This is a genomic window from Bacillus yunxiaonensis, assembly GCF_037104695.1.
Taxonomy (GTDB): domain Bacteria; phylum Bacillota; class Bacilli; order Bacillales; family Bacillaceae_G; genus Bacillus_A; species Bacillus_A yunxiaonensis.
On sequence record NZ_JBAWSV010000002.1, the window covers coordinates 132,077 to 142,895 of the forward strand.

Below are 10,819 nucleotides of genomic sequence, written 5' to 3' on the forward strand. Positions count from 1 at the left end.
ACTGCCTACGAGTAACAAAATAGAAAAAAGGTGCGTGTTCTCACGCACCTTTTACTTTGTTGATTCTCTCTCAATTAGAACGAAATCTAAATCAGCTACCTCTTGGTTATATTCCACCTTTTTTATTTTTGCAATTAACTTATGAATAGCAAGTGCTCCTACATTTGTTATCGGGGGGGCAATTGTCGTTAAAGCTGGCGTGGACCACTCTCCTTGTACACTTCCACTCAAACCAATAACTTGTAAATGTTTCGGAATAGAGATATAAAGCTTTTGGGCAGCACGAATAAAGCCAATTCCTACAATATCGCTACAAGTAACGATTCCATCTATGTATGGATGTTTTTGTAATACCTCCGTAGCTATTTGTTCTGAATCTGTCTCTTTCCTATGCATTTCTATAACTCGGTAAGATATCTTCTTCTCCCAAACCGCGTCTAAAAAACCATTGAAATGTTCTTCCATCACTTCATTATTTGTCTCTTCATGGATATAGGCAATAAACTGACATCCTTTCTCTTCTAGAACAGAAACAGCTTGTATCGCTGCATTATAATAATGTAAAGCCTCCCCCTCGACCGAATCTACAATTACAAACGGAACTGATACGATGTCTTTTTGTAAGCTTTTATATACATCACGTGTCATAATAACACCTGCAATATTATTTTGCTCCAATACATCCATGTAACCACGCTTATGTTTCATATTGCATATAATAATTTGATACCCTTCTTTGTAAGCTTCTTCTTCAATAACTGTAAGCAGTGGTAAGGCTATCGGGTCCTGTAAGTCAGGTATAAGCAGAGCAATCATCGTAGAAGATTTTTTAAATAGCGCCTTGGCTACCGCATTTGGCCTATATTGCAACTCCTCAATTGCTTTCTTCACTTGCTTTACCGTATCTTCGTGTACATACCCTTTTTCATTTAATACTCGTGAAACTGTTGCGACTGAAACTCCTGCCAACTTTGCAACATCGCGTATCGTTGCCACATCTTCACCCCTCAACATGGAAATGGTTTACAATTTTACCGTAAAGCAAAACAAAGCCTACGTCAAGGTTATTATTGTATATTTCTGAAAATTGTTACATAAAAAAAGAAGTGCCTACACAGCACTTCTTTCCTCTTTCAATTGTTTGTCTTTTATCGCAAATGTTTTCTTCAACATCGGCGGTGTAATCATCGTTGTCAAAATAACAACAATAACAATCGCTGTAAAGTAATCTTGTGCTAATAATCCTGAAGCTAAACCTTGTCCTGCAATAATCAAGGCTACTTCGCCACGTGAAACCATTCCAGATCCAATAATTGTAGAAGACTGAAGATCAAAACCTGTCATACGTGCTCCAAGGCCACAACCAATCAATTTCGTTAAGACAGCAATTACTGTTAAAATGACGATAAACCAAATTTTATCTCCAAGTCCCGCAAACGTAATATTCATTCCAATACTTACAAAGAAAATAGGAACAAACATTGCATAGGCAATTGGCTCAACTTTCTTCTCAACTTCATGTTTATAATCTGTTTGGGAGATAGCAATCCCTGCCGCAAACGCTCCGATAATTCCCGCTATTCCTAATAATTCTCCAAAATAAGCAAAGGAGAAACAAATAATAAGGGCTGCGCTAATAATAGATTCTGACACACGAAGCGGAGAAAGCAAGCGCATAATCATTGGAACACCTTTCCATCCAATCAGGATAATAACTGCGAAGAAGACAACCTTTTTCAAAATAATCATTGTTAAATTCACATCACCTGCACCTAAGAAACTCATGGCAAATGCAAGTAAAATAACAACGAGGATATCATCAAACACAGCTGCGCCAAGCATTGTTGTACTTTCGCGCGTTTTCATTTTCCCTAAATCCCGAAGCGTTTGCACAGAGATACTAACGCTAGTTGCACAAAGAAGTAAGCCTAAAAAAACTGCATTTGCTTGCTCCATTCCCATAATCAGACCGGCAACATAGCCACCTAAAAACGGCATAATAATTCCACCAACCGCTACTGCTAAAGAAGAATTGCGATTTTCATTTAGTTCCTTTAAATCCGTTTCTAAACCAGCCATAAACATGAGGAGAATAACCCCAACTTCACTTAATTGCTTCAATAAATCCGTATTATCAACTAATCCCAATACTGCTGGACCAATCATAATACCAACAATAAGTTTTCCAAGTACAGACGGTTGCCCTAGCCTGACACTTAAGTCACCCGCAAGCTTTGTACTTAGCAAAATTACTGCTAATTGAAAGAAAAATATCATCTCATCTCTCCTTTTCTCATCTTACTCATCAGAATAATTATGATTATATACAATTTATACTAGTCTGTGAAATTATCAAATGAGCATCTTCCCATAATTATTACACTCATTTTTTCCCAATAAATACCTAAAATAAAAACACTTCCTATTTATAAAACAAGAACATATATTTCAGTCTATCTACCCTTTAATCTTACATATATTTTTTTCAAACTCAATTTCATGTAAGATTGGAATCCCCTCATAACCAATAATCGGAATTTCTTGCTTCAGCTTACGAGCTTCTTGCACGGCGTCTATGTATAGATTTGTCATAGTAAATCCTCGTTTTTGATAAAATCGAATCGCATTTACATTATCATTTGTCGTAATAAGCCAAACCTTTTCACAAAATTGTTTCTTTGCCGCATCTATTACACACTCTACAAGCTGTGTACCAATCCCTCTTTTTTCTTTGAAACTGTCAAGTGATACAATTTCACAATTTTTATTAACAACATAATATGTGATAATTGCTATTATTTTGTCATTTTCAACTGCAATAAATCCTGGTAATCGATCTAATTGATGGACATGTCCTTTTGAAACCATTACAGTACTTCCCCAATTTTCTTTCATAAATTGACTAATTTCTTCTTGCATCTCTGCTTTTATATTTTGAATTCTCACCATACTCATTTCTCTCACCTTTACATATTGTTATGATACAATATAATTGTATCATATGTATTGTAGCTTGGAGGATGGAGTATGAAAGCGTTTTTGAAGGTATTATTAACGATAGTGGGTACTCTTATTGGCATTGGCATTTTCTTCACGAATAAGGTCATGTATTTAAAGAAAAAAACCGAAAAAGAAATTTTAGAACGTGAAACAAAACAACATTTTCGCTTAGAGGACTTTGAAGCTCTCTCAAAGGAAGAAGTATACCTCTCTTCTCAATTTGGTTATAACATTCATGGTTACTATATTCCTACTAGCGGCCATTCAAATAAGTTCATGATTTTTTGTCACGGCGTAACCGTCAACAAAATGAACTCGATAAAATATGCGAATTTATTTTTGAACAGAGGATTCAATGTATTTATTTACGATCATCGTCGTCACGGACAAACAGGAGGAAAAACAACGAGTTACGGCTATTATGAAAAACACGATTTAAAAACGGTAGTAGATTGGCTCAAACAACGATTTGGTTCAAATATTATACTTGGTATTCATGGTGAATCAATGGGAGCTGCGACATTATTACAATATGCAGGTATGGTTGAAGATGGCGCTGACTTTTACATTGCCGACTGTCCATTCTCTGACTTTTATGAGCAGCTTCATTACCGTTTAAAAGTTGAGTTTCATTTGCCAAAGTGGCCTCTTCTACCAATAGCTAACACACTTTTAAAAGTGCGTGATGGTTATACACTTCATGAAATTTCTCCAATTGATTGCGTAAAAAATATTAAAAATCCTGTGTTGTTCATCCATAGTAAAGACGATGAATACATTTTATGCAAGATGACGCAAGCATTGTATGAAGCAAAAGAAGGCGCAAAAGAACTCTATATTGCTGAAAAAGGCGCTCATGCTTGTTCATATGCAGAAAATAAAGAGGAATATGAAATGGCAGTTGACCAATTTTTAACAACATACGTAAACGAAACAAAAAACAGGCTTTCATAAGCCTGTTTTTATTTTAGTGAAATAACAATTGGTTCATCTTTAGCAAAGTCGGGAGCAAATAACAATTCAGATTCCACCTCTTCTTTAGGCATTTCAAATACGATGCTCGCTTGCAATGAATCGTATGATTTTAGCCTTCTATCATGCAATATATTTGGATTCCTTTTTGTTTGAAAGACCCCATATATTTTTCCAGTCGTTGAAATAACATTAAACTGAGCAGGTTTAACAACAATACTTTTGTTTCTATTGTTTTTTAAAGAAAAGTTTATAACAAGAAGCGTGTGGTTTTGTTTCGCAGTCCACACATCATAATGCACTTCACGACTTATATTTTTAATATCAAATTCTATTTGATGGGCAGATAAAACCCCTTTAACACTTGATTTATTAACCTGTTCCTCTCTATTACATCCGGCAATACAAAAGCATATAATGATACTTATTATGCTCAATCGTTTCCGCAACAACTTCCACCTTCTTTGCTGTTTCTATCGGTTGTATGATGTACACAATGCGCATTTTTATGCATTTGGAAAATCTAATCTATAAGTAAAAATACAAATGAGTCACCCGCATGATTACATAAAAAAGGCAAACTCATCTCCCTATGAGTTTGCCTTTTTCTTATCTCAGCCAACAGTAAAAATCATTTCATTAGAAACGAACACCTACTAATAGCAACTTATGTTATGCCAATACGTCTGTAACTTGATCCATATTTTCAGAAATCCATTTTACCGCTTCATCTAGTGATAGGAACTCTGTTGTTTGAAATGTGACTTCATCTTGTAATAACCATACATCTTTCACTTCTTGCTGTACACCAGCAATCGACCAATGAAGTAAGCTGTATGGATGATTATCGTTTAAAAACGATACCCACGTTCTCTCTTGTGCAATGTTTTGTAATGTACGTAATTGTTTGTTCATGTTTATGTTCACCTTAATATCTTTTCAGTATATGATTTATTCCGCTATTCGCGGGCAGTAAGACCTCCACCTCAAGATTCATAGAGAAGCAAAGAAAATAGGCGGGTGCTTCATCCCCCACTGATGGAAGTTTCACTTTATTATATCATTTCTATTTTCTCACAAAAAGCATTGTTTCTAAACATTGTCAAGTAATTCTAGTAAGTATATGATAGACATAAGCGTTTGGTAAGGAGGTGTAAGAATGGAGAAAGTACAAATTAAAGTAAATAATAATGGTTCGTTCCGTATTACAGGGGATGTGGAACTAATCGACGCTGAAGGGAATGTATTTCCAGCTAAACCGGCATTTTCTCTATGCCGTTGTGGATTATCCCAAAATATGCCGTATTGCGATGGTTCACATAAAGGCAAATTTGAATCTGTTGTACGTGCACCGAAAGAATAAAAAACACGCGCACAAGAAAATGTGCGCGTATTTTTTTACATGCCCCCAATATAAAAACCAGCAAAAGCGCAACCAATACCTATTACATTACTCATAACAAAATATAGTAATGCCTTTTGCCCTTCTCGTTTATGTATAAGTTGTATCATTTCTAGTTGATATGTCGAAAACGTCGTGAATCCTCCCATAAACCCTGTACCACATAACAATACCCACATTTTAGCTACTTCAGCACCAAATAACATACCGAGTAAAAATGAGCCGATTATATTTATAAAAAATGTTCCATATGGAAAAACATTTCCGTACTTTTCTTTTGCTACAGTACTAATATAAAAACGTGCAATTGCTCCAAAAAAGCCCCCCATACCGACAAGTAGAATATTCATATATTTCCTTCTTTCCTCATACCGCGTTCATATAGCATATTCCCAACATAAAATCCGACAAAAGATACAAGTAATCCCCCTATCATACTCGCACTTACATATAAAAAAGCCATTGTAAGTGCTTGATGCCGTAACAACTGCAACGTTTCCACACTAAATGTCGAAAATGTTGTAAATGCTCCAATTATTCCTGTACCAACGGCACTTATCATAAGCGGTGAAACTTGTTTCATCCGAAAAACAGACATCGTTAAAAATGCTAATAAAAAACTACCGCTCATATTGGCTAGCCATGTTGCTAATGGAAAACCAGTCGAAAATGTTGGTTGAAATAATTGACCTACTCCATAACGCGCCAAAGCTCCGATAACACCGCCTATTCCTACAGCAATATATTTCTTCATACTCTCACCTCGGTTTAAATACTATATAATCCCTTAACTACACTAGTATAGTAAATTCATCTCCCTGCGAATGTCAATTTAGCTCCCTGTTTTATTTTCATGCAATTCTTCACATTCAAATATTTTTTATAGCCTTTTGTCTTTTTTGTGCTATAATGTGAGCAAACAGCATCCTTCGGGGTCGGGTGAAATTCCCAACCGGCGGTGATGAAGTGCACACTTCTAAGTCCGTGACCCGTTTTCAATTTGAAAACGGTGGATCTAGTGAGAATCTAGAACCGACAGTATAGTCTGGATGGGAGAAGGATATGTTTTCTAGTACGTATATAGGATACGCTTATTTCAGCATACGCATTTGTATTGTTTATTTTTAGACATACATATGTTTCTTTTCGTATACCATTTGTTTCTCTGCTGAAATAACACGATAACACTAGCATGTGAAAAATCGATATTTGCTAGGCTTCTTTTCTATGCAAACATATCAATAATTGCTAGGTTTCTTAAGTATACTCTCGTATCCTTCTTATATTTCTAGAAACATCGTCTCTCTCACCCCAAGGATTATGTCCTTGGGGTTTTTTGATTTTTTTAAGAGAGGTGATTTTATGACGGATCAAGAATATATGGCACTTGCTCTGCAATTAGCAAAAAATACCGCTGGTCAAACAAGTCCTAATCCAATGGTCGGTGCTGTTGTTGTAAAAGATGGAAATATCATTGGAGTAGGTGCTCATTTACGAGCAGGAACTGAACACGCTGAAGTTCACGCTCTTCAGATGGCTGGTGAACAAGCCCATGATGCAACAGTGTATGTAACATTAGAACCATGCAGTCATCACGGAAGAACGCCTCCTTGCTGCGATTTACTTATAGCCAAAAACGTCAAACGAGTGGTCATCGCAGTACTCGATAGTAATCCACTCGTTTCAGGCCGAGGTGTCAAACGTTTACAGGAAGCTGGAATTGACGTAACAATTGGTGTACTCGAAAAAGAAGCAAAAGAATTAAATCGTTACTTTTTTCACTACATGAAAACAAAGCGGCCATTTGTAACCTTAAAAACAGCAATGAGCCTAGATGGAAAAATCGCTACTCGTACAGGAGAAAGTAAATGGATTACAGGTGAATCATCACGAGCTGATGTACATCGTTATCGCCATACACACGATGCCATTCTCGTTGGTGTAAATACAATCATTGCCGATAATCCGCATTTAACAACACGCCTTGTAAATGGCGGAAAAAATCCGATTCGCATCGTACTTGATACACATTTACGAACTCCACTTTCCTCTCATGTGATTACAGACGGAGAGGTTCCAACGTGGATTATTGTTGGAAATGGCGTTTCCAAAGAGAAAATTGCAAAATTCCAATCTAATATGGTATCTGTGCTGCAGATGAAGACGAGTAACATTGAAATAAACGAATTGCTTGATCTTCTTGGAGAAAAAAATATTCTTTCTCTCTTTGTCGAAGGCGGACAAACTATTCATGCTAGTTTCTTAGAAGCAAAATGCTTTCATGAATTGATTACGTATATTAGTCCAAAACTAATTGGTGGTAAAGAAGCTCCAACATGGTTTGGCGGAAATGGTTTCACAAAACTGCAAGATGCACTTCCCTTACACATTCAATCGATGGAACAAATCGGAGATGATATAAAAGTAGTTGCTACTCCAAGAAAAGAGGTGCCTTATGTTCACAGGAATTGTTGAGGAACTTGGAACAATTGCTAACATGCAACAAGCCGGTGAAGCAATGCAACTTACAATTTCAGCACAAACAATTTTGTCAGATGTAAACTTAGGTGACAGCATTGCTGTAAACGGGATATGTTTAACCGTCACTTCTTTTACAACACACTCTTTTACCGTTGATGTCATGCCGGAGACGATGCGAGCAACTTCGCTGCAAACTCTTAGCCGCGGTTCAAATGTAAATTTAGAGCGCGCTATGAGTGCAAACGGTCGCTTTGGTGGACATTTCGTTACAGGACATATTGACGGTATTGGAACAATTATCGATAAAAGACGGAGCTATAATGCCGTATATTACAAAATACAATTACCAAATGAACTACTTCGTTATTGTTTACAAAAAGGATCTGTTTCCATTGACGGTACAAGTCTTACAATTTTTGGTGTCGATAACTCTTCTATCACAATCTCCCTCATTCCACACACGTTAAGTCAGTCAGTGATCGGAAAGAAAACTGTCGGCGATATCGTGAATGTTGAGTGCGATATGATTGGAAAATATATTGAACGTTTTATTACGCAGGCAACACCTAAAAAAAGCTCACTTACGGAAAGCTTTTTACAAGACAACGGATTTCTATAAGGGAGGAAATGAAATGTTTCATCGTATTGAAGAAGCACTAGAAGATTTAAAGCAAGGAAAAGTTGTCATCGTATGTGATGATGAACATAGAGAAAACGAAGGAGATTTTATTGCCTTAGCTGAGTACATTACACCGGAAACAATCAATTTCATGATTACACACGGGCGCGGTCTTGTATGTGTTCCGATTACAGAAGAATATGCCGATCGTTTGGAACTAAAGCCAATGGTTTCACATAATACAGATTCTCATGGCACTGCCTTTACAGTTAGCATCGATCACATTTCAACAACAACTGGTATTAGTGCTCATGAACGTGCGACAACCGTACGCGAACTACTAAACTCAGAGGCTAAAGCAAGTGATTTTAAACGTCCTGGACATATTTTTCCTTTAATCGCAAAAGCAGGTGGTGTCCTCCGCCGCGCTGGGCATACAGAGGCTGCTGTAGATTTAGCAAAATTATGTGGTGCAGAACCAGCAGGTGTCATTTGTGAAATTATAAATGAAGATGGTACGATGGCACGAGTTCCTGACTTATCAGAGATCTCAAAGCAATTTAATCTCAAAATGATTACAATTGAGGACCTAATTGCATATCGCCGTCGTCATGAAACACTTGTACAGCGCGAAGTGGAAATTACTTTACCGACGGAATTTGGTACATTCCAAGCAATTGGCTATTCCAATTCTCTTGACGATAAAGAACATATTGCTCTTATAAAAGGAGATATTTCAACAGGTGAACCAACGCTTGTACGTGTCCATTCTGAATGTTTAACTGGTGATGTATTTGGATCTTGCCGCTGCGACTGTGGTCCGCAGCTTCATGCAGCTCTCGCTCAAATTGAACGGGAAGGAAAAGGGGTTCTTCTATATATGCGCCAAGAAGGACGCGGCATTGGACTGCTTAATAAATTACGAGCATATAAGCTGCAAGAAGAAGGTTACGATACTGTAGAAGCAAATGAAAAGCTTGGCTTTGCAGCTGATCTTCGCGATTACGGTATTGGCGCACAAATTTTAAAAGATTTAGGATTAAAACAACTTCGTCTTTTAACAAATAATCCTCGTAAAATCGCGGGTTTACAAGGTTATGATCTAGAAGTTGTCGAGCGCGTACCGTTGCAAATGCCAACAAAAGAAGAAAATAAGGCATATTTACAAACGAAATCAACAAAATTAGGTCACTTATTAAATTTATAATAGATTAAGGGAGAGATATATTATGGTATTCGAAGGTCATTTAGTTGGTACAGGATTAAAAGTAGGTATTGTCGTTGGTCGTTTTAACGAATTTATTACAAGCAAGTTATTAGGTGGTGCATTAGACGGTTTAAAGCGTCATGGAGTAGAAGAAAACAATATTGATGTCGCTTGGGTTCCTGGTGCATTTGAAATTCCATTAATCGCGAAAAAAATGGCAAACAGCGGAAAATACGATGCAGTTATTACACTTGGAACAGTAATTCGCGGTGCAACAACGCATTATGATTACGTTTGTAATGAAGTTGCAAAAGGTGTCGCTTCCCTCTCATTACAAACAGAAATTCCTGTTATCTTCGGCGTATTAACAACAGAAACAATTGAACAGGCAATTGAACGTGCTGGTACAAAAGCTGGAAATAAAGGCTGGGAATCTGCTGTTGCAGCCATTGAAATGGCAAACCTATCCCGTCAATGGGCATAAAGTGAAACTTCCTTTTGTGAGGTGCTTTTCCTCACAAAAGGTTAGTTGAACCAATCGGGCTCTTACGGCTGGTTAGGTCTTCTTCCTGCTCTTACTTCTTACCAGCCGTTTGAGCGGGATAAAGTGAAACTTCCTTTTGTGAGGTGCTTTTCCTCACAAAAGGTTAGTTGAACCAATCGGGCTCTTATGGCTGGTTAGGTTTCGAGCAAACAACAAAAAGAGGCTTCGGCCTCTTTTTGCTTTCTCATTTTTTCTTTTCTCTGTTCCTCTTGCGTAATATGGAGCTCTCTACCCACTTCTTTTAAATCTTTTCCTTCTGTTTCAATTCCAAAATACTCAGCTTGATGCCGAAGATGCTGCTCAATTCTCGCTTGCATATCTTTCTGTTCAGGATTTTCAATTGCTTTCACTGGGTCTGCACTAATTGCTTTTAATAAAATAAGAAAGCTCATAACTGCTAATACATATTTATGCATGCAAATCTCTCCAAACCGTTGTTAATATCTCTCTTACTATGTACAATTGCGGAGCGGGAAATTCGGCAGCATTTCCTGGTCATCTTCTTACAAATTGAATAGCCACAGGGGTTATATACGTTTTATTACATTTTATTTACAAAAAAGAAAGCTCCTATATTAAGAGCTTTCTTTCCTA

14 protein-coding genes and 1 riboswitch are annotated in these 10,819 nt (G+C 37.1%); of the genes, 6 read left to right on the forward strand and 8 right to left on the reverse strand.

What is annotated here, in order from left to right:
* Positions 1–51: 51 nt before the first annotated feature.
* From WAX78_RS06685 to WAX78_RS06695, 3 genes are all read right to left on the reverse strand, one after another.
* Entirely contained in the window at positions 52–996 is a 945-nt protein-coding gene (locus WAX78_RS06685; protein ID WP_336481525.1) for a LacI family DNA-binding transcriptional regulator, read from the reverse strand.
* Between the two features lie 114 nt (positions 997–1,110).
* Positions 1,111–2,277 carry a cation:proton antiporter gene (locus tag WAX78_RS06690; RefSeq protein WP_336481526.1) on the reverse strand — a complete coding sequence of 389 codons (1,167 nt, stop codon included), beginning with the start codon at positions 2,275–2,277 and terminating at the stop codon, positions 1,111–1,113.
* A gap of 180 nt (positions 2,278–2,457) precedes the next feature.
* On the reverse strand, positions 2,458–2,949 hold the full coding sequence (locus WAX78_RS06695) for a GNAT family N-acetyltransferase (RefSeq protein ID WP_336482002.1): 492 nt from the start codon (positions 2,947–2,949) through the stop codon (positions 2,458–2,460).
* Positions 2,950–3,027: 78 nt separating this feature from the next.
* On the opposite strand from WAX78_RS06695, the gene WAX78_RS06700 reads away from it, so the two are divergent.
* A complete protein-coding gene (locus WAX78_RS06700) occupies positions 3,028–3,954 on the forward strand; it encodes an alpha/beta hydrolase (RefSeq protein WP_336481527.1) in 927 nt (308 codons plus the stop codon).
* Positions 3,955–3,962: 8 nt separating this feature from the next.
* Here the strand turns inward: WAX78_RS06700 and WAX78_RS06705 are convergent, their stop codons facing one another.
* Together WAX78_RS06705 and WAX78_RS06710 are read right to left on the reverse strand one after the other, a co-directional pair.
* The gene (locus WAX78_RS06705; protein ID WP_336481528.1) at positions 3,963–4,421 is read right to left on the reverse strand and encodes a DUF4352 domain-containing protein; all 459 of its coding nucleotides are present in this window, start codon (positions 4,419–4,421) and stop codon (positions 3,963–3,965) included.
* Positions 4,422–4,644: 223 nt separating this feature from the next.
* On the reverse strand, positions 4,645–4,887 hold the full coding sequence (locus WAX78_RS06710; protein ID WP_336481529.1) for a DUF2552 family protein: 243 nt from the start codon (positions 4,885–4,887) through the stop codon (positions 4,645–4,647).
* A gap of 244 nt (positions 4,888–5,131) precedes the next feature.
* Between WAX78_RS06710 and WAX78_RS06715 the strand changes: the two genes are divergently transcribed.
* Positions 5,132–5,335: a CDGSH iron-sulfur domain-containing protein gene (locus WAX78_RS06715; protein ID WP_098310653.1), complete on the forward strand. Its 204-nt coding sequence runs from the start codon at positions 5,132–5,134 to the stop codon at positions 5,333–5,335.
* 35 nt (positions 5,336–5,370) lie between these two features.
* On the opposite strand, the gene crcB (WAX78_RS06720) is transcribed toward WAX78_RS06715, so the two are convergent.
* Both crcB (WAX78_RS06720) and crcB (WAX78_RS06725) read right to left on the reverse strand, forming a co-directional pair.
* A complete protein-coding gene (crcB, locus tag WAX78_RS06720; protein WP_336481530.1) occupies positions 5,371–5,724 on the reverse strand; it encodes a fluoride efflux transporter CrcB in 354 nt (117 codons plus the stop codon).
* Positions 5,721–6,128, reverse strand: a complete 408-nt coding sequence (gene crcB / locus WAX78_RS06725; protein ID WP_336481531.1) for a fluoride efflux transporter CrcB — start codon at positions 6,126–6,128, stop codon at positions 5,721–5,723. The genes crcB (WAX78_RS06720) and crcB (WAX78_RS06725) overlap by 4 nt, the downstream gene beginning before the upstream one ends.
* 167 nt (positions 6,129–6,295) lie before the next feature.
* Positions 6,296–6,439, forward strand: a riboswitch (FMN riboswitch).
* A 297-nt stretch (positions 6,440–6,736) separates the two neighbouring features.
* Here crcB (WAX78_RS06725) and ribD point away from each other — a divergent pair.
* Genes ribD through ribH form a run of 4 tightly spaced genes read left to right on the forward strand, consistent with a single transcriptional unit; the run spans position 6,737 to position 10,165 of the window.
* The gene (ribD, locus tag WAX78_RS06730) at positions 6,737–7,849 is read left to right on the forward strand and encodes a bifunctional diaminohydroxyphosphoribosylaminopyrimidine deaminase/5-amino-6-(5-phosphoribosylamino)uracil reductase RibD (RefSeq protein WP_336481532.1); all 1,113 of its coding nucleotides are present in this window, start codon (positions 6,737–6,739) and stop codon (positions 7,847–7,849) included.
* Positions 7,830–8,474 (forward strand): riboflavin synthase, encoded by a 645-nt coding sequence (gene ribE / locus WAX78_RS06735; RefSeq protein WP_336481533.1) that lies wholly within the window; start codon positions 7,830–7,832, stop codon positions 8,472–8,474. Before ribD ends, ribE begins: the two co-directional genes overlap by 20 nt.
* Positions 8,475–8,487: 13 nt before the next feature.
* Positions 8,488–9,681, forward strand: a complete 1,194-nt coding sequence (locus WAX78_RS06740; RefSeq protein WP_336481534.1) for a bifunctional 3,4-dihydroxy-2-butanone-4-phosphate synthase/GTP cyclohydrolase II — start codon at positions 8,488–8,490, stop codon at positions 9,679–9,681.
* Positions 9,682–9,703: 22 nt separating this feature from the next.
* On the forward strand, positions 9,704–10,165 hold the full coding sequence (gene ribH, locus WAX78_RS06745) for a 6,7-dimethyl-8-ribityllumazine synthase (RefSeq protein WP_020059455.1): 462 nt from the start codon (positions 9,704–9,706) through the stop codon (positions 10,163–10,165).
* 194 nt (positions 10,166–10,359) lie between these two features.
* Here ribH and WAX78_RS06750 read toward each other — a convergent pair whose 3' ends face one another.
* On the reverse strand, positions 10,360–10,641 hold the full coding sequence (locus tag WAX78_RS06750) for a hypothetical protein (RefSeq protein ID WP_336481535.1): 282 nt from the start codon (positions 10,639–10,641) through the stop codon (positions 10,360–10,362).
* Positions 10,642–10,819: the final 178 nt, after the last annotated feature.

Bases quoted from the DNA above. Each gene is read 5' to 3' on its own strand.
- WAX78_RS06690 (WP_336481526.1), bottom strand. From the start codon at position 2,277: ATGATATTTTTCTTTCAATTAGCAGTAATTTTGCTAAGTACAAAGCTT.
- WAX78_RS06695 (WP_336482002.1), bottom strand. From the start codon at position 2,949: ATGGTGAGAATTCAAAATATAAAAGCAGAGATGCAAGAAGAAATTAGT.
- WAX78_RS06700 (WP_336481527.1), top strand. From the start codon at position 3,028: ATGAAAGCGTTTTTGAAGGTATTATTAACGATAGTGGGTACTCTTATT.
- WAX78_RS06710 (WP_336481529.1), bottom strand. From the start codon at position 4,887: ATGAACAAACAATTACGTACATTACAAAACATTGCACAAGAGAGAACG.
- WAX78_RS06715 (WP_098310653.1), top strand. From the start codon at position 5,132: ATGGAGAAAGTACAAATTAAAGTAAATAATAATGGTTCGTTCCGTATT.
- crcB (WP_336481530.1), bottom strand. From the start codon at position 5,724: ATGAATATTCTACTTGTCGGTATGGGGGGCTTTTTTGGAGCAATTGCA.
- crcB (WP_336481531.1), bottom strand. From the start codon at position 6,128: ATGAAGAAATATATTGCTGTAGGAATAGGCGGTGTTATCGGAGCTTTG.
- ribD (WP_336481532.1), top strand. From the start codon at position 6,737: ATGACGGATCAAGAATATATGGCACTTGCTCTGCAATTAGCAAAAAAT.
- ribE (WP_336481533.1), top strand. From the start codon at position 7,830: ATGTTCACAGGAATTGTTGAGGAACTTGGAACAATTGCTAACATGCAA.
- WAX78_RS06740 (WP_336481534.1), top strand. From the start codon at position 8,488: ATGTTTCATCGTATTGAAGAAGCACTAGAAGATTTAAAGCAAGGAAAA.
- ribH (WP_020059455.1), top strand. From the start codon at position 9,704: ATGGTATTCGAAGGTCATTTAGTTGGTACAGGATTAAAAGTAGGTATT.
- WAX78_RS06750 (WP_336481535.1), bottom strand. From the start codon at position 10,641: ATGCATAAATATGTATTAGCAGTTATGAGCTTTCTTATTTTATTAAAA.